This window comes from Lacunisphaera limnophila (assembly GCF_001746835.1).
Lineage (GTDB): Bacteria > Verrucomicrobiota > Verrucomicrobiia > Opitutales > Opitutaceae > Lacunisphaera > Lacunisphaera limnophila.
In genome coordinates this window covers 3603688-3626673 of record NZ_CP016094.1, presented here as the reverse complement: position 1 = coordinate 3626673, position 22986 = coordinate 3603688, and the positions used below count along the sequence as shown (strand labels likewise).

Below are 22986 nucleotides of genomic sequence, written 5' to 3'. Positions count from 1 at the left end.
AGCAGGGCATCAAGCCCCGGCGGCGGTTCAGAAGCCGGGCATGCCGCCGCGGCGTTTCATCTGTTCCATCTGGCGCATCATCTTCTGCTGGTTGCCGCCCTTCATCATCTTCATGAGCTTCTGCATCTGCTCGAACTGCTTGATGAGCTGGTTGACCTCGAGGACCTTCACGCCGGCGCCATTGGCGATGCGCATGCGGCGGTTGCCGTTGAGCAGGCTGGGCTTGCGGCGCTCCTGGATCGTCATCGACTGGATGATGGCCTCGGTGCGTTTCATCTGCTTCTCGGCGTCGCCGGGCAACTGGACGCCGCTCATGCCGGGCATCATGCCCATGATGGACTGCATCGAGCCCATCTTCTTCACCTGCTGCATTTGCGCGAGGAAGTCCTCCAGGTTGAAGTCCGCCTTGCGGAGCTTCTCAGCCATCTTCTCGGCCTCGGCCTGGTCGATGTTTTCCTGGGCGCGCTCGACGAGGGAGACGACGTCGCCCATGCCGAGGATGCGCGACGCGAGGCGCTCGGGATAGAACGGCTCAAAGTCGGCGGTCTTCTCGCCGACGCCGATGAACTTGATGGGCACGCCGGTGACGGACTTGATCGAGAGCGCCGCACCGCCGCGGGTGTCGCCGTCGAGCTTGGTGAGGATGAGGCCGGTGAGGCCAAGCGCGTCGTGGAACGCCTTAGCCACGTTGACGGCCTCCTGGCCGAGCGCGCCGTCGGCGACGAGGATGATCTCATCGGGCGTGACGGCGGCCTTCAGCTTCTTCACCTCCTCGATGAGGTCGGTGTCGATCTGGAGGCGGCCGGCGGTGTCGAAAAGGATGACATCGGCGTTCTGCGCCAGCGCGGTTGCAAGGCCCGTGGTGCCGAGGGCGGGGACGTCCTTGGTCACGCGATCGGAGTAGAAGCCGAGTTCCTCCTGCTTCGCGAGGATCTCGAGCTGGTCGATGGCGGCGGGGCGGTAAATGTCGCAGCCGACGACGAAGGGGCGGGCGCCCTTCTTCTTGAGCAGCTTGCCGAGCTTGGCGGTGGAGGTGGTCTTGCCTGAGCCGTGGAGACCGACCATCAGGACCTTGAGCGGGCGCTTGGCGGCGAGTTCGGTCGTGCCCTCGCCGAGGAGCTTCACGAGCTCGTCGTTGATGATCTTGACCACCTGCTGGCCGGGGGAGACGGACTTGAGGACGGCCTGGCCGACGCATGCGGCCTGGACGCGGGCGATGAAATCGCGGGCGACCGTGAAATGAACGTCGGCCGAGAGCAGGGCGGCGCGGACTTCCTTCAGGGCGTCGGCCATGTTGGCCTCGGTCAGGGCGCCGGTGCCGCGCAGGGAGCGCAGGGCGCCGGTCAGTTTTTCGGTCAGGGATTCGAACATGGGAACCCGGACTGAAACCACTAACGGGCGCGTTTAAACACTAAACTTCGGGAGGGCGGAGGGACGCTTGATGGTAGGGCGGGGTCGCCGAACCCCGCCGGTGTCCGAAAGTGATATCACAGTCGTGGCGGGGTTCGGCGACCCCGCCCTACACCAAACAGGTAATGAACCCTGCCAAGGGGCAGTCTCGCTCTCAGGCGGCGCGGGATTCCGCGATGCCGCGGAGTTTGTCGGCGAGGGTCTTCTCGGACCAGGGCTTCACCAGGTAGTGCCGGGCGCCGAGGGCGATGACCTGGGTGATGGTCTCGCGGTCGTTGCGGGCGGTGCAGATGATGGCTTCGACCGAATGGTGGAAAGGGGAGGCGTGCAGGCGCCGGAGGACGTCGAGCCCGCTGCACTTGGGCATGTTTAGGTCGAGAATCACGACATCGAACTTGAGCTTGGGGTCGTCGAGCAGGTCCCAGGCCTCCTGTCCGTCCCCGGCCAACGTCAGCTGGTGTTCGGGCCATTTGGCGAACAGGTGGGTGAGCAAGTCGCGGTAGCGCGCCTCGTCGTCGGCGATAAGGATGTTCATAACTCGATGGCCCGAGCCCGGTTCATCGGCCCCGGCGGCCGTAACTTGAGCGGCCGATCCCGGCAAATCCCCCCGGAACAATCGCTTGCAAGCTGCCTGAGGGACAGGATACCTCGGGGGATGCAGAATGTATCGCGCATCGTCGCCATCGTGGGCCGCCCGAACGTGGGCAAGAGCCGCCTTTTTAACCGATTGGCGCAGAAGCGTATATCCGTGGTTCATGACCAGCCGGGCGTGACGCGGGACGTGGTGCATGCGGAAGTGAAGGACGGCGCCTTCACGCTCCTGGACACCGGTGGCTTGGGTCTGACCGGGAGCGATACCCCGGCGTTGATCACGAAAGCGTCCGAGCAGCAGGTGCACTTCGCCATCACCACGGCCAGTGTCATTCTCTTTGTGGTCGATGCGCGCGAAGGCGTCACGGCGCTCGACGATCGCATCGCCGGTATGCTCCGCCGCAGCAAGAAGACGGTGATGCTGATCGCCAACAAGGCGGACAGCGGGAAGGAGAAGATTGCGGAGATCGAGGAATTCTACCGGCTGGGTTTCGGCGAGCCCTTCTACATTTCGGCGGAGCACGGCAACGGCGAGGCCGAGGTGCGCAACGCCCTGCTCGAGAAACTGGGCCCGGTGCCCGCGCCCGATGAGCGGGACAAGGAACGCCTGAACATCTGCTTTGTCGGCCGGCCGAATGTCGGAAAATCCTCCCTGAGCAACCGCGTGCTGAAGAGCGAGCGGCTGATCGTCAGTGACGTCGCCGGCACGACCCGCGACGCGGTCGAGCTGAGCTTCGTGTTCAAGACCAAGGACGGCAAGGAGTGGCCGTTCCGCCTGATCGACACCGCCGGCATCCGGGCGGCGCCGAAGCTGTCGTCGTCGGTCGAGTATTTCTCGCGGCTGCGCTCGCTCGAGGCCATCTACCAGTCCGACGTCGCGTTCATGGTGCTCGACGCGATGGACGGCGTGACCGGCCAGGACAAGGCGATCGCCGGCGAGATCGTGAAGGCGCAGAAGCCGATCGTGATCGTGGTCAACAAGTGGGACCTGGTGCACGAGGCGTTCCGCTCGAACCTGCCGGGCATGAAAAAATACAAGAGCGCCCGCGACTTCCGGCAGAAGTTCGAGAAGGCGATGTTTGACGAACTCTTCTTCACGCCGGGCGCGCCCGTGATGTTCGTGTCGGCCCTGACCGGCCACGAGATCGAGCGCATGCTGCGCAATGCCCGCGCGCTGAACCGGCGCCTCGACACGAAGATCCCCACGGCGAAGCTCAACGCCGCGATCATCAAGCTCGCCGACCGCACGCCCCCGCCGGCCATCGGCGGCCAGCGGTTCAAGATCTACTACGCCACGCAGACCTCCACGCGGCCCTTCCGGTTCAAGGTGTTTTGCAACCAGGAGCGCAGCCTGACGGAGTCCTACCGCCGCTATCTCGAGGCCGGTCTCGTCAAGGAGTTCGAGCTCGACGGCTGCCCGATGCACTTCGACCTCGTCGGCAAGAAAAAGATGCCGGTCGAGCAGCGCCTGGCCTACCGCAAGGCCCGCGACGCCGCCGACAGCGGCAAGCCGGCGCTGGCGGACGACACCGACGACTTCGACCCGAGTCTGCTGGATGATTGAGACCGAAATGACCAAAGGAGGAGGGCCCGTCGCCTGACGGGCCGCGGCCCGGCGGGAGCCGGAGCCCTTCCAGATCCGCCATGCTTAAGATTGTTTTCATGGGTTCCGATGCCATCGCGCTGCCGGCGCTGGACTGGCTCACCCGTTCGACCGGCTCAGGGCAGGTGGGCAGCGGGCTGGGCGAGGTGGTGGCCGTGTTTACCCAGCCGGACCGGGCCGCGGGCCGCGGCCAGCAGGTCCAGGCCAACGCCATCAAGGTCTGGGCCCAGGCGAGGGGAATCCCCGTGCACCAACCGGCCAAGGTTGGGCCGGAGGAACAGGCGCAGGTCGCGGCGATCGCGCCCGACCTGATCCTCATCATGGCCTACGGGCACATTTTGCGGCAGGAGCTGATCGACACCCCCCGGCTCGGCACCCTCAACCTGCACACCTCGATCCTGCCGCGTTACCGTGGCGCCTCGCCGATCCAGACCGCCACCGCCTGCGGCGACCGCGTGACCGGGGTGACGCTGATGAAAATCGTCCGGCAGCTCGACGCCGGCCCGGTGGCCGACGTCGAGCGCGTCGCCATCGCCCCACTGGATACCGCGGCCGAGGTGGAGGCGAAACTGGCGCAGGCCTGTGTGCCGCTGCTCGCCCGCGGGCTCCCCGCCATCGCGACCGGCAGCCAGACCTTCATTGCGCAGGACCCCACCGCTGCGACCTTTTGCCGGCGTCTGGAGAAGGCGGATGGCGTCCTCGATTTCTCCGCGCCGGCCGGCGTGCTCGCGGCCCGGATCAACGGCCTCAACCCTTGGCCCGGCTGCACGGTCATGATCAACGGCCAGGCCGTGAAGCTGGGGTTGGCGGATGCCCTGGAACAGTCGGGTGGCGCGCCCGGGACCGTGGTGGGCGCGGACGCCGAGGGCCTGTTGGTCGCGGCCGGGCAGGGGACCCTGCGCCTGCGGAAGCTGCAACGTCCGGGGGGCAAGCTGCTCCCGGCGCCGGAGTTTCTGCGCGGTTGGCCGGTGGCGGCGGGGACGTTGCTGCCGTCACAGCCGATGCCCCCGCTGGTGGCGGCTCAGGCGTTCCCTTATCGCAAGGGCTAAGGCTTGTTTTTGGCCGTGAATTTCCCAACCTGACCGCATGCGAGCCTTTTCCCTGCGCTGCGGCGCCCTCCTTGCTTTCCTGGCGGTCTCCGCCTCCGCCCAGATGGATGCCCGCGCCGAGCTCGCCGCCCTCCGGCAGGACGTGATGCTGCTGACCCAGCGCGTCGGCGAACTCACGATGACCGTCGAGCAGCTCAACCGGGAAAACGAGGCCCTGCAGGACAAGGCGAACCGCAGCTACGCGACGGTCGACCAGCTCAACAAGGCAGTCGCCGACATGAACCGCACGCTGCAGGCCGAACTCGGCGACCAGAAGCGCGAGGTGCTCGCGCAGGTCGCCGGCCAGCTGGAAAAACTCGGCCGCCAGACCAACGCGGCCCTCGAGGCCGTGGCCAAGAACCAGGCCGCGCGGCCGGTCGTGCAGACGACCTTCAGCGACAATTTCCCCAAGGAAGGCATCAACTACACGGTGCAGGCCGGCGACACGCTGGCCGTGATCGCGCGCAAGAACAACGCGAAGCTGTCCGACATCGTGAACGCCAACAAGATCTCCGACCCGACCCGCATTCAGGTCGGGCAGACGCTGTTCATCCCGCAGGGCAAATAATCATGGCCAAACCCACCCCCTCCCGTCTCGGCCGCGGCCTTGGCGCCCTGATCACGAGTGCCGCCGCCGCGCCCAAGCCCGCGGCGCCGGCTGCACCCGCCCCGCCCGCCCCGGCCCCGGTGATGGACGGCCTGCCGGGCTACCGCGAGGTGACCGTTGCCCTGGTCGAGCCCAATCCCTACCAGCCGCGCAAGGAGTTTTCCGACGAAGCGCTGGCCGAGTTGGTCGAGAGCATTCGCGCCGAGGGGCTTCTGCAGCCGATCGTGGTGCGGCCCGTGGGCGACCGCTTCCAGCTGATCGCGGGCGAGCGCCGCTGGCGCGCCTTCCAGAAACTGGGCATCAAGACGATCCCGGCCCGCATCATGACTTCCAGCGACGCCTCGTCGGCCTCGCTTGCGCTGATCGAGAACCTCCAGCGCGCCGACCTGAACCCGATCGAGGAGGCTCATGGTTACGCCAGCCTCATCCGCGATTTTGATCTCACCCAGGACGCCGCCTCGCAGCGGGTGGGCAAGGGCCGCGCCTCGGTGGCGAACTCCCTCCGTCTGCTCAACCTCGAGGCCGAGTTGCAGGCCTACGTGGGCAAGGGCCTGCTCAGCGTCGGTCACGCCAAGGTTCTCCTGGGTGTCGAAGGCTCCGCCGAACGCCTCGTGCTGGCCCGCCGCTCCTTGGAACAGGGCCTGAGTGTCCGCGCCCTGGAGGAACTGCTCCGGCACCATCCCGGCGCGGGCAAGGCCGGCAAGAAGCGCCGCATGCCCGGGGCCACGGCGACCGCGCTGGCCGACATCGAGAAGAAGGTCACGTCCCACCTCGGGGCCCGGACCACGCTCCGCCATTCCGACAAGCACGGCCGCATCATCATCGAGTACGCCGGCAACGATGATCTGGCCCGGGTGCTGGGGAAGATGGGGCTGAACTTGTAACTGCTTGCAGACCAGTTTGGTGGCACCTGACCTTACGCCGTCGCCGTGCCTATGGCGGACGCGGCCGGCGATGTTTCATTTTGTGCGCCGTTCATCCCGCCCGGCATGGCAGCCATAGGCTTGGCGACGGCTGCAGGTCGGGCTCCACCCGAATTCCCGCGATCGACCCGCCGCCGCCTTTCCATCGGAACTTTGGTTGACAAAGCCCATCGAACTCAGCTTCTTCTGCCACCTTATGAGTCTCGTCATCGGCGTCCTTACTTTCATCCTGGTCCTCACCTCGATCTTTTTGGTGATGATCGTCCTCATGCAGCGGGCCAAGACCGACGGCGGCATTGGTGCCGCCATGGCCGGTGGCGCCACGGAATCGGCCTTCGGCGCCGAGACCAACAACGTGCTCAGCGGCGCGACCATCAAGGCCGCCATTGTCTTCTTCGTCCTCAGCTTCGGCCTGTTCCTGGCCAACATCCACCAGGCCAAGAGCCGCGCGGCCGAGGAAGCCTCGCTGCCCACGGTCACGGCTCCGGCCACCACCAGTGCCGCCCCGGCCCCGGCGCTCGACGTGCCGCTGACGACGCAGCCCGCCGCCCCGCAATCGGGTGAAGCCAAGCCCTGATTTCCCAAGCCCGGTTCGCCACCGGGCTTTGTTATTTGCGCTGGTCGTGCTGGCCGTCAGCCCGGTCTGGGCGCAGCCCGCCAAGTTTGGTGTGCCCTCTGAAATCGCCGCCTCCGGCCCGGCCGACCAGGCGGAAGGCGCCCGGATCCTCGGCGAATTTCGCCAGGCCGGCATCGCCGGCGACTACTGGCTCGCGTTCGAGTTGCGCGTGATGCCGCGCCACGGCGCCGAGCGGACGGTCCTGGGCGCCTTGCTGGGCACCCGCGGACCGGGGGGCCCTTTGTCCCGCCTGACGGCCGGCGATGGACTCTGGCTGATCGCTTCCGGGCCCATGCCCGATGCCTGGACCCTGGAGAACGGGACTGCCGTCGCGACTTCGCCCGCGCAGGGTCTGGCCGGCACCGGACTGACGGTCTTCGACCTGCAGATGCCGTTTCTCTACTGGAAGGATTTCACCTATGAGGGGCAGGCCCGGGTGCGCGGCCGGCCCACCGACAGCTTCATCCTGCGCCCGCCGGCGGGTCTGCCGGTGCCGGTGCCCGAACTCACCGGGGTGCGGGTGCTGATCGACACCCAGTTTCAGGCCATGGTGCAGGCCGAGTTGCTCGGCGCGAAGGCCGAGGTGCTCAAATCCATCGCGTTGCTCGACCTGAAGAAAGTCGGCGAGCAGTGGCTCGTGAAATCCATCGACGTGCGCGACCACCGGACCCGCGACAAGACCCGCTTCACCGTCCGGGCCGCGGCCCTCGACCTGACCTGGCCTGACGCCTTGTTCACGCCGCAGGGGCTGACCACCCAGCCGCCGGGAGTGCCCGCGGACCAAGTCGTCCGTTTCTGACCATGCCCGACAAAGGATCCCGGCCGTTCCCGATCCAGCTGGAGGTCGAGTTTCTCGACCGCCTGAGCGAGCCCGTGCGCGAAGGCCGGGCCAAGTCCGTGAGCGAGATCATCCGCACCGCCCTCGAGCGCTACGATTTCGCCAACATGATCGTGATGCGTCCGTCCATGCTGCAGATCTCGGTGCGGCTGGCCGCGCCGATCCGGCAGAACCTGAAACGCATCTCGCGGACGAAGCACGCCAGCGTCGGCCAGTTGGTGCGGGCGGCGGTGGAGGCTTATTTGCCGCAGTTGGAGACCGGGGCCACCGCGCAGCTCGAAATCCCGGACGTGCCCACGCCGACCGCGGCGGAGTCCGTGTTGGCGCCGCCACCGAAACGGAAGCGGAAGCCGAAGAAGAAGAGCGGCAAACCGGCGCCCAAGAAGAAGCCCGTGGCCAAGCGGAAGTCGAAGCGGTGAGGGGACGACTTCGGGACGTGGGAGCGGCTTTGGGCCGCGACAACGGTCGCGGCGTACATCCCGTTGGCGCGCATGACCCCGCCCGCACAGCCGGGATGGTTTCCGCCTATGACAGCCGCACCGGCAACGGTCGGCTTGCGTTCGTTTTCGGCAGCCCTTTAGTCCTGCCCTTCACCAACCTCCATGAGCACCCCGTATCCCCTGTCCGTCTGGGCCCGTAATGTTTCGCCTTCGCCGACCCTGGCCATCGACGCCAAGGCCAAGGCCCTCGCCGCCGCGGGCGAGGATGTGTGCGGTTTCGCCGCGGGCGAGCCGGACTTCGACACGCCGGAGCACATCAAGGAGGCGTGCATCGTCGCGCTCAAGGGCGGCAAGACGAAGTATGCGCCCACGCCCGGCATCGAGCCGCTGCGTCAGGCCATCGCCGAGCGCTACGGCGTCGAGTACGGCCTCAAGGTCGTGCCCGCGCAGGTCGTGGTTTCGCCGGGTGGCAAGTTTTCCTGTCACCTCGCCGTCATGGCCACCTGCTCGCCGGGCGACGAGGTCATTATCCCGGCGCCGTACTGGGTCAGCTATCCGGAGATGGTGAAGCTCGCCGGGGCCACGCCCAAGTTCGTGGCTTGCGACGACCGCGCGGGGTTCAAGCTGACGCCCGCCCAGCTCGAGGCGGCGATCACGCCGAAGACGCGCCTGGTCATCCTGAATTCCCCCTCCAACCCGACCGGCGCCGTCTACACGCGCGCCGAGCTCCAGGCCCTCGCGGCCGTAGCGTTGAAGCACAACCTCTACATCCTCTCCGACGAGATGTACGAGCACCTCGTGTATGACGGCGTGACCCCGACCTGCATCGCCACCTTCAGCCCGGAGATCGAGGCGCGCACGATTGTGGTCGCCGGGTTCTCCAAGACCTACGCGATGACCGGCTGGCGCATCGGCACGCTGGTGGCCCCGCTGCCCATCGCCAAGGCAATCGCCGAGATCCAGAGCCAGATGTCCTCGAACGTGACCACCTTCGCCCAGTACGGCGCGCTGGCGGCACTCAAGGAGAAGGAGAAGACGGCCGCCGCCCTCAAGGAGATGCTCGTCGCCTTCGACCGCCGACGGAAGCTGCTCCATGCCGAGCTCAACAAGATCCCGGGTGTCAGCTGTCTGCTCGCCGAGGGTGCGTTCTACCTTTTCCCCAACATTTCGAGCTTCGGCCTGAAGGATGCGGATTTCTGCGCCAAGCTGCTGGAGGCCGAGAAGGTCGCGGCCGTCCCCGGCTCCGCCTTCGGTCTCGAGGGTTACCTGCGCCTCAGCTACGCCACGAGCGACGCGATCATCCTCAAGGGGGTCGAGCGCCTGGCGCGCTTCTGCGCGACGCTGAAGAAGTGAGGGCGAAGACGCCGTTTGGACTTTTGTAGGGCGGGATCGCCGACGGAGGCTTGGCGGAGATGGCGAAGCAATCCCGCCACGAACGCGGCATAATAATCGCCCGAAGGCGGGGTTCGGCGACCCCGCCCTACAGCAAGGCAGCCGTCACCGCTTGAGCAGCTCCGCCGGCAGAGCCGGAATCCTTGCGACGATCACCTCGTGCCGGGCGCGGCTAATCCCATAGATGATCCGGTCGCCGGCGGCCGAACGGTCCCAGGCCCAGGACTGGCCCTCGAAGGGCACGTCGAGGGTGGTCACATACTCGAGCACGACGCCCTGCTTGGGCAAACGGAGCACGTAGAGTTGAGCCTCATCATGACCGGTCACGTAGAGCAGGCCGTCGTCGCCCCAGCTGCCGCCGGAGCAGGAGCTGCGGCCCCAGGTCGCGACGACCTGGGGTGGAAACAACCAGGACTCGACCATCTGCCATTGGTCGTCGAACTTGCCGACATAGGTCCAGCGGTTGTCGAAGCCGGGTGTGGTGCCCGTGTCGTTGTAGTTGGCGAAGCAGGCCCACCAGAAGCCGTCCCGGCGTTCGGCCCAGGTGAGGGAGCCGAGCCGGATGCCGAAGCTGTGCGTGGCCACCGGGGCGAGCGTGGCGGTGTCGTGGGTTTCCAGCGAGCTGGCCATCGGCAGTTGGGCGAAGTTGGAGTGCGCGATGATCAGGCGGCCGTCGGCCACGTAACCGCCGTTGTAGTGGACGATGGGCCCGCCCTTGAGCCCGAGCCACTCGGCCACGGGCGCGCCGGTGTCCTTCCGGTGTTTGATGATCGCGAAGTTCCCGATGCCGTAGAAATGCTCCGCATCCACGGCCACGCCCTGGTTGGCGCCGCGCACCGGCCAGCGGGCCAACTCGGTGGCGACGAGGCCGTGGCGCGTGAGCTCGGGCGCCGGCGCCGGGGGCAAAGCCTGGTACCAGGCGCGGTTGGCGGCGACGCGGGCAGCAAGGGCCTCGGTTGTTTCCTCCCCGCGCAGGCCGGGGAGGAAACAGATCAGGCCAAGGAACAGTCGGTTAAAGGAGGGCATGGCGGGTGGGACTGAACCCTCAGAACATCCGCGTGAACTCGATCGTCCAGGTGCGGCCGGGCAGCAGGGTTTGGTGCACGGAGGCGTCGTAGCTGAAGCCCTCGGACGAGGCCAGGGGCGGCTCCTTGTCGGTCAGGTTGATGATGCCGAGGCGGACCTTGGTGCCGCGGAGCAGGGGCGAGGCATCGGCGCCGAAGTTGAAGCCGAAGGTGGCGTTGTAGCTCCAGACCGGGTCCATCACGCGGCGGTAGACCGTCTGGCCACCGGTTTCGAACGGCTCAATGTAAGTGGGCTGGCCCAGCGAATCGTAGATGGCCTGGGTGGTGGTCGCGCCCGAGTCATGGGTCTTGCCCACGTGGTACGCCGCCAGCGAAGCGGACCACGCGCCCCGGCGCCAGGAGACGCTGGTGTTGGAGCGCCACTTGGCGGCCCCGCCGGAATAGAGGCCGTCGGTCACGGTGGGCGCGAGGTTGGCCGGAGCGAAGGTGGACTCGGAGCGGGAGAGGTAGGCCCACTCGGAATTCAGCACCACGCTGCCGATGGCCAGGCGGGGCAGCGCGTAGCGGAGACCGAAATCGGTGCCCTCATGCTCGCTGGTCGAGACGTTCACGAAGGGGCGGTTGACCGAGAAGATACGGCCGGCGGCGCCCTGCAGGTTGCCGGGGTTGGCGGCATTGTAGGTGGCGAAGGCCGTCGCGTCCTCGGGCGTGAGGGTGAAGCGCACCACATCGGGGTCGCCCTTGTAGCCGGCGGTGCCGCTGCCGGTGTCGATGGCGCCGATGGCCACGCCGGCGGCGAGTTGGGACTGGGTGTAGGCCTTGAGCAGGGCGACGTCGCTGGCGCGGATCTGGGCCACGCTGCGCTGACCGAGCAGGTTGGTGCGGCTGATGCGCCACCAGTCGGCGCTCAGGCTGAGGCCTTTCACCGCGGGCACGTCGACCACGAACCCGTAGGTGGTGCCCTCGGATTCCTGGGGCTTGAGGTCCGGGTTGCCGCCGAAGTAGGTGCGCTGGACGTAGGGACCCTCGTTGGTGACGGGGTTGCGGTAGGTGTCGATGTCACCGGCGCCGGCGCTGATGGACCAGCGCGGGCTCGTGAACAGCGCGGCGAGACTCGGGGCCATGAAGCCCTCGTTGTAGGAGCCCCGGAGCATGAGCCAGGAGACGGGGCGCCAGTTGAGGCCGAGCTTGGGCTTGGTCGTGTCGCCGAAGTCGCTGTAGCGCTCGTGCCGGGCGGAGGCGGAAACCTCGAACGTGTTGATCAGCGGAATCTGCTGCGTGGAGGCGACGAGGGGCACGACCACCTCGGCGTAGAAGCTGGTCACGTCCCGGTCGCCGATCACGTCGGGGCGGGGCGGGTGCAACAGGAAGTCGTTGTTAGTCGGATCGAGGCCGGAGCCGGCGGGGTTCTCGCCGCTGAACGGCGGGCGCAGGTCGGCCAGGTCCTCGTTGCGATGCTCGGCCCCGATCGCGGCCTGGACATCGCCCGCCCACAGGCGGAAGAGGCGGCCGGTGAAACGGAGGTCACCGCTGGTGATGCTGCTCTTGGCGTTGCGCGAGTAGACCTCGGCAAATTCATCCACGGTGGCCGCGGGGTTGGTGTAGGGGGCGTCGGCGACGACCGCGCCGCCCTGCACCTTGAAGGTGTAGCCAAAGGGGTTGTAGGCGGTGGCGTCGGTGCGGGAGAGCACTTCCTGCAGCTTGCTCTCGCGGACATCCGGGTAGGCGTCGTCCTGGCCCTTGACCTGGTTGTAGAAGGCGGAGGACTCCCAGGTCCAGGATTCCCCGAGCTTGCCGCGCAGGCCGGCGGACAGACGCACGACATCGGCCTTGGTGGTGACGGTCTCGGCGGCGAGGTCGGCAAGGGTCATGGCGGTGAAGCTGACCGTGCGCGGCGTGCCGGTGAGGCGGGCGGTGCCGTCGGCGTTGGGCGCGCCAGCCGGATCGTAGAAACGGGAGCCGTAGGGATTGTAGGGATTGTTGACCGCCATGACCTTGAGCTGGTCGGAGGTGGGCGCGTTGAGGGCGAGCGGCTGGCGGCGCATGGTGGACTCGGATTTATAGTAGCCGAAGTCCGCGAAGGCCGTGAGGCGGTCGCTGAGGTCATATTCCCCGGAGAGGAAGGTGTTGCCGCGGCGGACGCGGGGCGAAGCCATGCCGTACTGGTTCAGGTCGAGGAAAAACTCCGGGTGCGCGGCGCGCGTGGGCGCGACGTTGGTGAGGGTGGGGGTGCCGTTGACGGGGCGGAAGTAGTTGTTGGCCGTGGCGGAACCGAGGCGGAAGGTCGGCCAGATGCCGCGGGCGGAGCGGGCGTCGAAGGGCCCGCCGAGCACGTTCCAGGGGGCCTCGGCGCGGTCGGAGGTGTTGGCGGTCGCGCTGAATTCACGCTGGGTGAGATTGATGGAGTCGCGGTAGAGCGCCTCGACCGTGCCGAAGAAGCGGCCGCGGCCGGCCGCGAAGCTCTGGCCGAAGGTGAGGGTGGCCTGCACGCTCTCGCCGCCGCCGTGCTCGGGCCAGCCGTAGCGCAGCGACGTCTCGGCGCCGGTGAACTCGCGCTTCAGGACATAGTTGATGACGCCGCCGACAGCGTCGGAGCCGTAGATGGCGGAGGCGCCGTCGCGGAGCACCTCGATGCGCTCGATGCCGCGGGTGGGCAGCTGGTTGACGTTCACGGCCTGCGAGAGGCCCGCCGTCATGGGGTTGATGGACATGCGGCGGCCGTTGACGAGGATCAGCGTGGCGGTCGCGCCCATGTTGCGAAGGTTGATGTTGGCGTTGTCACCCCGGGCGCCGGAGGAACCGAGGCGCGTCTCGTTTTCGGGGAGGCTGACCACGGAGGGCAGGGAAGTCAGCAGATCCACGGGCAGGACGGCATTGCGCACCTCCATGGCGTCTTGGTCGATCACGGTGACCGGGGCGATCTTCTCCATGTCGAGGCGTTGGATGTTGGAGCCGGTGACGATCACCTTGGGCAGCTCGACGGTCTGGTCATCGGCCGTGGTGGCGCCGGCCCCGGAGCGGGCGAGCTGGGCGGACAGCGGTGCGACGAGCAGCGCAAGCAGAGCGACGGCGAGCGTCGGGCGTGGAAGACCGGAGAAAAATCCGGCGGGCGGGAGAGGTTGGTGGTGGCGCATGGTGTGGTCGGGTGACGCGCCGACCACTGGCTCCGGGTTCCACCGTTTCAAGGCCGATGCGCTCCCGCCACGCATTCTTCACCGACGTAACACGACTGTCATCCAACGGTAACGGATTCGGTGACGATTGGATGATTTTCGCGTGACGCCGCGAACCCGCCCACCAGCAAGGCATCAAGGCCAGCTGGCCGCAAAGAGTCACAAAAGGTGTTTTGTCCTGCTGCTGGGGTCACCCGCGCGCCTATAGGCGCATTGAGAGCTTCACCCGCGGCCAAGTCTTGCGCCTTTTTGCGGCAATACTCCGGGCCTGAGCTGCCTGTCTCGGCGGGATAACCAAGCCCATGCGCGGGTTGTGAACACGCTTGCCAGTTCGATGGCTGTGCAAAAAGCGAACAAAGGCGGGATTTGGAAATCCCGCCCTACATTACTCCCGCAGCCTCGCACCTCTCCAGCATGCGGGTGAGGTGGGCTTTTTCGGGGCCGACCTGGGCGAGGGCCAGGGCGCGACGGAAACCCGCTGCTGCCGCGGCGGGTTCGCCGAGCCGCCAGCGCAATTCTCCCTCCACGGCGTGGAGCAGGTAGTGGGTCTCGAGTTTCTCGCGCTGCGCGATGGCCGCGAGGGCGTCGAGGCCGGCCTGCGGGCCGTTGCGGTTGGCGACAGCAACGGCGCGGTTCAGCGCGACGACGGGCGAGGGTTTCAGGCGTAGGAGCTCGTCGTAGTGGCGGAGGATGAGGTCCCAGTCGGTGGACAGGTAATCGGGCGCCAGGCAGTGCGTGGCGGCGATGCCGGCCTGCAGGTGGTATTCGCTGAGCGCGTCCCCCTCGGCCGCCGCGGCGAGGTGGACGAGGCCGCGCGCGATGAGCGCCTGGTTCCATTTGCTGCGGTCCTGCGCGTCGAGGCGCAGGACCGCGCCCTGTTCATCGAGGCGCGACGGGAAGCGGGCGATGGTGAGCAGCATGAGCGCGAGCAGGGCGTGGCAGCGCGGCGCGCGTCCCGCCGGGTGGGCGACCAGCTGCAGGCCGAGGCGGACCGCCTCCTGGCAAAGCTCCTCGCGCAGGAGCCGGTCGCCGGAGGAGGCCTTGTAGCCCTCGTTGAAGAGCTGGTAGATCGCGGCGAGCACGCCGTCGAGTCGCGGGGCCAGGTCCGCGCCCTCGGGCAGCTCGAAGCCGATGCCGGCCTCGGCGATGCGCTGCTTGGTGCGCGTGAGCTGCTTTTCAATGGCGGCCTCGGTCGCGAGGAAGGCGCGCGCAATTTCCCCGGTACTGAAACCGCAGAGGATCTTCAGGGCGAGGATCACCTGGGCATCGGGGGCGATGGCCGGATGGGCGCAGACGAACATGAGCCGGAGGGCATCGTCGCGGATCCCGTGCGCGGCCTCCCAGGCGACGGCCGGCGTGGCGGTGGTCTGCTCGTGATGGGTGATGATGGCGGCCTCCTTGCCGGTGGCCATCTTGCGGTGGCGAAGGGCGTCGCGGGCCAGGTTCATCGCGACCTGCGTGATCCACGCCGACGGGTTGGCCGGCACGCCGCCCATGGACCAGGTGCGCAGGGCCCGGAGCATGGCCTCCTGGGCGAGGTCCTCGGCCAGCGAGAGGTGATGCACGCCCAGCAGGCGCACCAACGCACCGTGCAGGCGGCCCTTCTCGTGACGGAAGAAATGCTCGACCAGCTGGGCGGGCTGCGGGGTAGGCGCCTCCGGAGCGACGGGCGCGGGGTTCGCGCCGAGCTCGGCGGCCGGCTCCGGGGCCGACCCATCGTGGGGTGCGTCAGGCACGACGGCCACAGGCTAAACGGGCACTGCGTTGGTGGTTACGCCCAGGTGGCAGTGCGGGGTCATCTGCCGGACCTCGATTTGCATGCCATACTCCAGGCCTGGGTGCCGTTGCGCGATGGCCGTGGCTTCGGCGAGATCGGCCACCTGCAGGGTGACGAAGCCGCCGACAGCCTCCTTGGTCTCGGGAAAAGGGCCGTCCACGATCCGGGCGCCGCCCGGGCCGGAGACGAGGCGGGTCTCATCCTCGAGCGGCTGGCCGATCTTGGCCTTACCTTGGCTGAGCAGGCCCTCGAACCAGGCGTTCCAACGGCCGACCAGTTCCTGTTGCTGCGCGGCGGAGAGGTGCCGGTAGTTTTCGGCCCCGGTATTCCGGAAAATCAGCATGTACGAGGCGGAAGCAGGGACGGACGGTGTGCTCATGGCGGCGGGTGGTGGGTGTGGACATACGCTACGACGGTCGGGGAGGGGCGAAAAGGACATAGTGCTGCAAGAATAGGCAACGTCGCCGGGACTGTCCGCCGCGGCGGGTGTCAAACGTTGAACTTGAGTAACGACCCACCCGCAACCTCCACCCTGACCCAAAACGACCATGGCCCAATACGTTGATGGATTTGTCATTCCCCTGCCGCGCAAAAAGCTGGCGCTCTACCGACGCATCGCCACCCAGGCCGCCAAGGTCTGGCGCGAGCACGGCGCGTTGGATTACAAGGAATGTGTCATGGACATGGCGCCGCAGCCCGAGGGCGTGCCGGGTGGGCTCTTCGCGAAACTGGCCAAGACCAAGCGGGACGAGACCGTGATCTTCGCGTACATCCTGTTCCGCTCACGGGCGCACCGCGACCGGGTGAACGCCAAGGTGATGGCCGACCCGCGGCTCGCCGCGCTGTGTGATCCCGCGAAGATGCCCTTCGACATGGCGCGCATGACCTTTGGCGGCTTCAACGTCCTCGTCGCACGCTGAACTCGCATGCGTGACACCTTTCCACTTCGTCCCGGCCGGACTGGTCTCGAGATCCTGCGCACCGAATTGCCGGACCTGGCGTATGAGCTCGAACGGCAGGGCCGGCTCGATGCCGCCGACGTCGTGATGATGTTGCATGCCCGGCTGCGGGAACTCGCGCCGGGGCCGGCGGCGGACGCACCGGCGGATCTCGCCGGACCACGCCCCACCTTCCAGCCCCAATCCTCATGACCACCCCCGCCATCACGTATCCCCGGGTCGCCTCGCGTGCCGACTGGCTCACGGCGCGCCTCGCGTTGCTCGCCCAGGAAAAGGAACTCACCCGCGCCCGCGACCGGGTCAACACCGCCCGCCGCGAACTACCCATGGTGCGCATCACGGAACCCTACGCCTTCGCCAGTGCGGACGGTCCCAAGACCCTGCTCGAGCTTTTCGCCGGCCGCCAGCAGCTCATCGTCTATCATTTCATGTGGCTCTGGGAAAACGGCCGGCCCCTCGACGAACCCTGCCGGGGCTGCGCGGGCTTCGCCGACCAGATCGCGCGCGGGCACCTGACCACCCTGCATCGCAGCCACACGACCTTCGCCCTGGTCTCGCGGGGCCCGCTCGCGAAACTCATGGCCTTCCGGCTGAGGATGGGGTGGAACCTGCCGTGGTTTTCGTCGGAAGGTACGCGCTTCAACCACGATTTCGGGGTCACACTGGACCCGGCCGTGGCTCCGCCCCTCTACAATTATCGCACGGCGGCCGAGCACCTGGCGGCCGGCTCCGGCGGGTTTTTCGAGGAACCCGACTACCCGTTCGACCTGCACGGGCTGAGCTGTTTCCTGCGCCGGGGCGACGAGGTTTACCACACCTACTCTACGTACGCCCGCGGCGTGGAGGATGTGATCGGACCGCTGCGGTTGCTCGACCAAACCGCCCTCGGCCGTCAGGAAGAGTGGGAGGAGCCGAAGAACCGCGCCCCGGGCCTCGTCAAGCCGCTCGGGCCACCGCCGGGTTTTCCGGATGAATAAGCGGGTGACAACGGCGGCGGACGGCCCGGCGACCTCGCGGTCCGCCGGTTGGGTGCGGGTGCTCGCCGCGGTGACGGCTGCGTTGCTGCTGCCCAAATGCCTGCTCTGTCTGGCCGGTTACCTCGCCGTCGGTATGAGTCTCGCTACGGCCGCGCCGGAAATGTGCGGTGCGATCGAGACGGGGGCCCTCGCACCGGACACCGCTGTCGGCGCCGCGCTGGCCCTCGCGGTGGCGGGGTGGTGGTGGCGGCGGCACCGGCGGGCGTTGTCCGACGGGTCGCGGCCGGTTGCTTGACCGGTGAACGCCATCCTGACCATGTCCGCCCAAACCTTCAGCCGGACCGAGCGCGAACTCGTCCTCACCCGCCTCATCGATGCGGCGCCGTCCCGGGTCTATGCCACGTGGATCGGCCGTTTCACCGCGTGGTGGGGGCCGCACGGCATGACGACGCCGCGGTGCGAGATGGAGCTGCGTCCCGGCGGGGTGTTCCGCACGGTGATGCGCGCCCCCGACGGCACCGAGTATCCGACCCGCGGGGTCTTTCTCGAGGTGGTGCCGGATCGGCGCATCGTTTTCACGGATGCCTTTGACCCGGGCTGGCGGCCGCATCCCGGGATCTTCTTCACGGCGATCACCACCTTCGAGCCGCGATCGGGTGGTCAAACCCTGCTCACCGCCCGCGCCCTGCACTGGACCGCGGAGAGCCGGGAGAAACACGAGCAAATGGGCTTCCAGCAGGGCTGGGGCGAGAGCCTCGACCGCCTCGCGGCCTTGGCCGCCCAGGCCTGAGCCGCCGCCCGCCGTCATGATCGTGCTGCTCATTGTTCTCGCCCTGCTGGCCTTGCTCACGGCCACGGATAGCGCGGATTCCGGCGGACTTTAACCAGTACCGCCAAGGGCCAAGGCACCGGAGATTGGCCGCGAAAAGCGCAAAAGGCGCAGAAGGGTCTGATCCTTTCATGCCTTTTGGTGACGCTTTGTGGCCAGAATTCTGCAGGCCCGGTTGGCGGCTGGCATCGCGGCTTGTCTGGGGTGGCGGGAAATGTCTGGCTGGGGGTTCTCCTCGTGGACCCGCAACGCCGTTCGCTTCTGCTGCTTCTGATCATCTACCTCGGCTACATCAGCCTGGGGCTGCCGGACGGCACGCTCGGGGTGGCATGGCCGGCGATTTATCCGGAATTAAAGCTGCCGCTCGGCCTGGCGGGGACGATCATGACGATCGGCACGGTGCTGACGGGCCTGGCCGGTTTCTCGAGCGGGTGGATCATCTCCCGGTGGCGGACGGGGCCGGTGGTGTTCGCCAGCGGGCTGCTCACGGCATCGGGCATGTTTATTCTTTCGCAGGCCCAGGGCGCGCTCTGGCTGTACGCGGCGGCGATTCCGCTCGGACTCGGCGCGGGGGCGGTGGACGCGGGGCTCAACGGCTACGTGGCCCGGCACTACAGCGGCCGGCACATGAACTGGCTGCACGCGTGCTGGGGCATCGGTGCCACCAGCGGGCCCTTCGTGATCGGTTGGGCCCTCGGTTCCGGCCAGGGCTGGCGCGGCGGCTACCTGCTGATCGCCGGGGTCCAGTACGGACTGGCGCTGCTTTTCCTGCTGACGCTGGGCCTCTGGGCCAAGGTACCGGAGATCCGCGCGGCGTCCGGCCACGGCGCGGAGGGGCGTCTGCCGATGATGCCGGCGAACTCGCTCGCCGGCTGGCTCTCCCCGGTGATCTTCGCCCTGTATGTCGCCGTCGAATGCACGACCGGCCTGTGGGCCGGGACGGTGCTGGTGGTGCGGCGCGGGATTTCGCCGGAAACGGCGGCGCTCTGCATCGCGGGGTTCTTCGGTTCGCTCACGGTCGGGCGCATTTTGGTCGGGTTCGTGGTCGAGCGCTGGGGCAACCGCCGGCTGGTCGGCTTGGGGTGCTGGACGGCGTTGGCGGGTTTTATCCTGTTTGGCTTCGCGACCAACGTACCGTTGGCCACGCTGGCGCTGGCCATTGCCGGGTTCGGGCTCGCGCCAATCTATCCGGGGCTGATGCACGAGGTGCCGCGCCGGTTTGCGCCCGAGGCGGTGCAGACGGTGATCGGGCGCCAGTCGGGCGGGGCGAGTTTCGGGGCGGCCGTGTTGCCGGCGCTGGCGGGCTGGGTGGCGCAACTCGCGTTGCCCGCCGTGCCGTGGCTGATCCTCGGCGTGATGGTCGGGCTCATGGCCAGCATCCGGTATCTTAATCGCATCACGTGAGGCGTGGGCCGTTCCCGGCACTGGACCAAAAGCGAATCATGGCTTTAGTGCCCACCATGATTCTCGTCCTTTCCGCCAGTTTGGGTTCCGAAAGCAACAGCCGGCTGCTCGCGCAGGAAGCGGTCCGCCAGCTTCTCTCCGAGGGGATTGAGGCCGAACTGATTGACCTGCGGGATCACCCGCTGCCGCCGTGCGACGGCGAGTCGGCGTACGGCCATCCCGGGGTGGCGCCCCTGCGCGCCCGGATCATGGCGGCCGAGGCCCTCATCGTGGCCACGCCGATCTACAACTACGACGTCAACAGCGCCCTTAAGAACGCCATCGAGCTCACGGGCAAAGCCTGGGAGAACAAGCCGGTTGCTTTTCTTTGCGCGGCGGGCGGCAAATCCAGTTACATGGCCATCATGGCGCTCGCGAACAGCCTGATGCTGGATTTTCGCTGCCTCATCGTGCCGCGCTTCGTCTACGCGACCGGCGGGGATTTCGCCGAGGGGCGCGTGGTCAATCCTGAGCAGGTGCGCCGGATCGGGCAGTTGGTGGAAGCGACGGTGCGGCTGACGAAGCTGCCGCCGCTCACGTGAAGTGGCGACTACTACAGGGTGCGCTATTTAAATAGGAGAGCGCACACCAAGTATACTAAGCAAATAAGGCCACAGACCAATTGGCCTATAGAGAATACTACATCAATTTGCCTCAGCTGCTTTTTATCCAAGTCCCGTCCCTTTAGAATAATCCCGCGAATTCCAAATCCTGTAAGTAGAATGGCGACTAGAAATATCAGGGCATAATCAACGAAGTGATTATTCATTCGGCCGGGACTCAGGCCTTCTTCACGAAGCAGGCCTTGAGGGCGAGGGCGATGCCGTCGATCTTGCAGTCGATCTCGTGGTCGCCGTCGACGAGGCGGATGCTCTTGGCCTTGGAGCCGGCCTTCAGGACCTGGGAGCCGCCGAGCTTGAGATCCTTGATGACGGTGATGGCGTCGCCATCCGCGAGCACGTTGCCGTGGGCGTCCTTGACGACGCGGGCGACCTCGGGGGCCTCGGCCTTGGGCCATTCATGGCCGCAGGTCGCACATTCCCAGTGGTCGGAGTGGGCGAGGACGTCGTCGAGGGTGCAGGCCGGGCAGGCGGGATTGCTCATGGTAAACGTCGAGCCAAGCGCGCCCGGGGGGCGATGACCACCCTGTTTTTCGGCCGGCTGGGACGGGTTGACCGCGGCGGCCCGCGGGCCTAATCCTGCCCCATGAAGGCTTCGCCCGTCCGTTTGCTGCCGCTCCTGCTCGCTCTGGTCCTGCCGCTGGCGGGAGATCCGGCCCCGGTCCGGCTGACCCACGTGGGCATCGCCGGCGAGCGGTTCGAGGTCAATGGTCAGCCCACCTATGCCGGGCGGGTCTGGCGCGACCTGCGCATCGAGGGGCTGCTGCTGAACAGCCGGATGGTGCAGGGCATCTATGACGACCTGAATCCGGAGACCGCCGCGCGCTGGGCCTACCCCGACACCGGGCGATGGGACCCCGAGCGCAACACCCGGGAATTCGTCGCGGCCATGCCGCAGTGGCGGGCGCACGGGTTGCTGGCGTTCACGCTCAACCTGCAGGGTGGCTCGCCGCAGGGTTACTCCAAGGCGCAACCGTGGATCAACTCGGCCTTTGCCCCCGACGGCAGCCTGCGCGCCGACTACCTCGCCCGCTTGCAGCGCATCCTGGACGAGGCGGACCGGCTGGGCATGGTCGTGATTCTCGGCTATTTCTACTTTGGCCAGGACCAGCAACTCACGGACGAGGCGGCGGTCCTGCGGGCCGTCGACAACGCCACCCGCTGGGTGCTCGCACAGGGCTACACCAACGTGCTCATCGAGCTGAACAATGAATGTGACATCAAGAGCTACGACCACCCGGTCTTGCGGCCCGGCCGCGTCGCCGAGTTGATCGCGCGGGTGAAGGCCCTGGCCGGCGGGCGCCTCCTCGCGGGCACCTCTTACGGCGGGGGCAGCGTGCCGGAGGACAGCGTGCTGGCCGTCTCGGACTTTGCCCTGATCCACGGTAATGGCCTCGCGCAACCGCAGCGGCTGCGCGACCTGATCGCGGCGACACGCGCGCGGCCGGGCTGGCGGACGATGCCGTTGGTCGTGAACGAGGACGACCACTTCGATTTCGACCAGGCCGAGAATAACTTCACCGCCAGCCTCGGCCTGTACACCTCCTGGGGTTACTTCGACCCGGGCCAGAGCAACTACGTGGACGGTTACCAGTGTCCGCCGGTGAACTGGGGCATCAACACCCCGCGCAAATGGGCGTTTTTCGAGTTCGTGGCGGAAATCACGGGGACGCCGGTACCCGCTTCCCCCTAGCGCGGTGACGGCATCCCGGGCCGGTCTATAGGGAGGCGATTATTGGGTGGGACTTTTGGGTCGGGCGGGGTTCTGCTGGGACACCCCATGAAAGCCAACCTCGTTACGCTCGCCCTGCTTGTTTGCGGGGTGGCGGCTTCGGCCGCCGCTCCCACGTACCCGCCGCATGTGATCGGGAATTCCGAACTCCGCGTGCTGCCCGTCAACGCCGCCGGCCGTCACTACCAGCTCTCCATCGGCCTGCCGGCCAGCTACGGCAGCCAGCCGGACCGCCGGTATCCGGTGGTGTACGTGACGGATGGCTACTGGGATTTCCAGAAGCTCGATGCGATCCGGGGTTCGCTGGTGTTTGATCAGGTGGTGCCCGAATTCATCATCGTCGGGATCGGTTACGCGGGAGAGAACCTCAACTACGGCAGCCTGCGGACCTGGGAACTGTCCCCGGTGCCGTTCGGCAACAACGCGGAATCCGGACGCGCCGCGGATTTCCTGCAGTCGATCGAGTCGGAGATCATTCCCTTTGTGGAGCGCGAGTACCGGGCCGACCCGGGCCATCGCGTGCTGAGCGGGGCGTCGCTCGGCGGGCTGTTCACGCTGTATTCCCTGTATGCCAAGCCGGGCCTGTTTCAGAGCTACATCGCGGTGACCCCCGCCGTGGTGGTGGGGAACGACTGGCTGATGGGATTCGAGGAGAAGTTTGTGCAAGGCGGCGGCCAGCTGAAGGGCCGCCTGTACGTGACGATGGGCGAGAACGAGGGTGTGGGTTTCATTTCGGGCATCCTGCGCTACAACGCCCGCGTTCAGTCGCGGAAGCATCCGGGGTTGGCCTATGCGTTTCGCATCATCGACGGCGAGCGCCATGCCGGCATGCAGATGGAGTCCTACACGCGCGGGCTGCGCTTCGTGTTCGCCCCCTTTGCGCCGGAGCAGGGGCCGGGCTTGTTTCCGTAAGGGAGCGGCGAGAAAGCGGCGTGGGCGAGTT

At 67.3% G+C, this 22986-nt stretch carries 24 protein-coding genes; 17 read left to right on the top strand and 7 right to left on the bottom strand.

The window, feature by feature from the left end:
- Window positions 1-27 precede the first annotated feature (27 nt).
- Window positions 28-1371 carry a signal recognition particle protein gene (gene ffh, locus Verru16B_RS15280; protein WP_069963095.1) on the bottom strand — a complete coding sequence of 448 codons (1344 nt, stop codon included), beginning with the start codon at window positions 1369-1371 and terminating at the stop codon, window positions 28-30.
- Window positions 1372-1564: 193 nt separating this feature from the next.
- Window positions 1565-1945 (bottom strand): response regulator, encoded by a 381-nt coding sequence (locus Verru16B_RS18395; protein WP_069963094.1) that lies wholly within the window; start codon window positions 1943-1945, stop codon window positions 1565-1567.
- A gap of 120 nt (window positions 1946-2065) precedes the next feature.
- Between Verru16B_RS18395 and der the strand changes: the two genes are divergently transcribed.
- The 8 genes from der to Verru16B_RS15235 all read left to right on the top strand — a co-directional run bounded on the left by der (window position 2066) and on the right by Verru16B_RS15235 (window position 9469).
- The gene (der, locus tag Verru16B_RS15270) at window positions 2066-3565 is read left to right on the top strand and encodes a ribosome biogenesis GTPase Der (RefSeq protein WP_069963093.1); all 1500 of its coding nucleotides are present in this window, start codon (window positions 2066-2068) and stop codon (window positions 3563-3565) included.
- Between the two features lie 80 nt (window positions 3566-3645).
- The gene (fmt, locus tag Verru16B_RS15265; protein WP_237023431.1) at window positions 3646-4653 is read left to right on the top strand and encodes a methionyl-tRNA formyltransferase; all 1008 of its coding nucleotides are present in this window, start codon (window positions 3646-3648) and stop codon (window positions 4651-4653) included.
- Window positions 4654-4690: 37 nt separating this feature from the next.
- Window positions 4691-5260: a LysM peptidoglycan-binding domain-containing protein gene (locus tag Verru16B_RS15260; RefSeq protein WP_069963092.1), complete on the top strand. Its 570-nt coding sequence runs from the start codon at window positions 4691-4693 to the stop codon at window positions 5258-5260.
- Window positions 5261-5262: 2 nt separating this feature from the next.
- Window positions 5263-6183 (top strand): ParB/RepB/Spo0J family partition protein, encoded by a 921-nt coding sequence (locus tag Verru16B_RS15255; protein ID WP_069963091.1) that lies wholly within the window; start codon window positions 5263-5265, stop codon window positions 6181-6183.
- A 235-nt stretch (window positions 6184-6418) separates the two neighbouring features.
- Complete coding sequence (gene secG, locus Verru16B_RS15250) at window positions 6419-6799, top strand: preprotein translocase subunit SecG (protein WP_099093324.1); 381 nt, start codon at window positions 6419-6421, stop codon at window positions 6797-6799.
- A 28-nt stretch (window positions 6800-6827) separates the two neighbouring features.
- Window positions 6828-7637: an outer membrane lipoprotein-sorting protein gene (locus tag Verru16B_RS15245; RefSeq protein ID WP_069963089.1), complete on the top strand. Its 810-nt coding sequence runs from the start codon at window positions 6828-6830 to the stop codon at window positions 7635-7637.
- Between the two features lie 2 nt (window positions 7638-7639).
- On the top strand, window positions 7640-8095 hold the full coding sequence (locus Verru16B_RS15240) for a ribbon-helix-helix protein, CopG family (protein WP_069963088.1): 456 nt from the start codon (window positions 7640-7642) through the stop codon (window positions 8093-8095).
- 183 nt (window positions 8096-8278) lie between these two features.
- Window positions 8279-9469: a pyridoxal phosphate-dependent aminotransferase gene (locus Verru16B_RS15235; protein ID WP_069963087.1), complete on the top strand. Its 1191-nt coding sequence runs from the start codon at window positions 8279-8281 to the stop codon at window positions 9467-9469.
- A gap of 144 nt (window positions 9470-9613) precedes the next feature.
- Here the strand turns inward: Verru16B_RS15235 and Verru16B_RS15230 are convergent, their stop codons facing one another.
- From Verru16B_RS15230 to Verru16B_RS15215, 4 genes are all read right to left on the bottom strand, one after another.
- Window positions 9614-10534, bottom strand: a complete 921-nt coding sequence (locus Verru16B_RS15230) for a hypothetical protein (protein ID WP_083270393.1) — start codon at window positions 10532-10534, stop codon at window positions 9614-9616.
- Between the two features lie 19 nt (window positions 10535-10553).
- The gene (locus tag Verru16B_RS15225; protein WP_169829300.1) at window positions 10554-13667 is read right to left on the bottom strand and encodes a TonB-dependent receptor plug domain-containing protein; all 3114 of its coding nucleotides are present in this window, start codon (window positions 13665-13667) and stop codon (window positions 10554-10556) included.
- A gap of 419 nt (window positions 13668-14086) precedes the next feature.
- Window positions 14087-15442, bottom strand: coding sequence for an RNA polymerase sigma factor (locus tag Verru16B_RS15220; protein ID WP_069963774.1), 1356 nt, complete (start codon window positions 15440-15442; stop codon window positions 14087-14089).
- Window positions 15443-15454: 12 nt separating this feature from the next.
- Window positions 15455-15862: a YciI family protein gene (locus Verru16B_RS15215; RefSeq protein ID WP_069963085.1), complete on the bottom strand. Its 408-nt coding sequence runs from the start codon at window positions 15860-15862 to the stop codon at window positions 15455-15457.
- 169 nt (window positions 15863-16031) lie between these two features.
- On the opposite strand from Verru16B_RS15215, the gene Verru16B_RS15210 reads away from it, so the two are divergent.
- From Verru16B_RS15210 to Verru16B_RS15180, 7 genes are all read left to right on the top strand, one after another.
- Window positions 16032-16403, top strand: a complete 372-nt coding sequence (locus Verru16B_RS15210; RefSeq protein ID WP_069963084.1) for a DUF1428 domain-containing protein — start codon at window positions 16032-16034, stop codon at window positions 16401-16403.
- Between the two features lie 6 nt (window positions 16404-16409).
- A complete protein-coding gene (locus tag Verru16B_RS15205; protein WP_069963083.1) occupies window positions 16410-16634 on the top strand; it encodes a hypothetical protein in 225 nt (74 codons plus the stop codon).
- Window positions 16631-17419: a DUF899 domain-containing protein gene (locus Verru16B_RS15200; protein WP_069963082.1), complete on the top strand. Its 789-nt coding sequence runs from the start codon at window positions 16631-16633 to the stop codon at window positions 17417-17419. The genes Verru16B_RS15205 and Verru16B_RS15200 overlap by 4 nt, the downstream gene beginning before the upstream one ends.
- Window positions 17412-17714, top strand: coding sequence for a hypothetical protein (locus Verru16B_RS15195; RefSeq protein WP_157772450.1), 303 nt, complete (start codon window positions 17412-17414; stop codon window positions 17712-17714). The genes Verru16B_RS15200 and Verru16B_RS15195 overlap by 8 nt, the downstream gene beginning before the upstream one ends.
- A 21-nt stretch (window positions 17715-17735) precedes the next feature.
- A complete protein-coding gene (locus tag Verru16B_RS15190; protein ID WP_069963773.1) occupies window positions 17736-18209 on the top strand; it encodes an SRPBCC family protein in 474 nt (157 codons plus the stop codon).
- Between the two features lie 276 nt (window positions 18210-18485).
- Window positions 18486-19652 carry an MFS transporter gene (locus Verru16B_RS15185; protein WP_069963080.1) on the top strand — a complete coding sequence of 389 codons (1167 nt, stop codon included), beginning with the start codon at window positions 18486-18488 and terminating at the stop codon, window positions 19650-19652.
- 56 nt (window positions 19653-19708) lie between these two features.
- The gene (locus tag Verru16B_RS15180) at window positions 19709-20233 is read left to right on the top strand and encodes an NADPH-dependent FMN reductase (RefSeq protein ID WP_069963079.1); all 525 of its coding nucleotides are present in this window, start codon (window positions 19709-19711) and stop codon (window positions 20231-20233) included.
- 238 nt (window positions 20234-20471) lie between these two features.
- Here Verru16B_RS15180 and Verru16B_RS15175 read toward each other — a convergent pair whose 3' ends face one another.
- Window positions 20472-20795, bottom strand: a complete 324-nt coding sequence (locus Verru16B_RS15175) for a zinc ribbon domain-containing protein YjdM (protein WP_069963078.1) — start codon at window positions 20793-20795, stop codon at window positions 20472-20474.
- Between the two features lie 102 nt (window positions 20796-20897).
- On the opposite strand from Verru16B_RS15175, the gene Verru16B_RS15170 reads away from it, so the two are divergent.
- The gene (locus Verru16B_RS15170; RefSeq protein ID WP_069963077.1) at window positions 20898-22004 is read left to right on the top strand and encodes a hypothetical protein; all 1107 of its coding nucleotides are present in this window, start codon (window positions 20898-20900) and stop codon (window positions 22002-22004) included.
- A gap of 87 nt (window positions 22005-22091) precedes the next feature.
- Window positions 22092-22955, top strand: coding sequence for an alpha/beta hydrolase (locus Verru16B_RS15165; RefSeq protein WP_069963076.1), 864 nt, complete (start codon window positions 22092-22094; stop codon window positions 22953-22955).
- The last annotated feature ends 31 nt before the right edge of the window (window positions 22956-22986 follow it).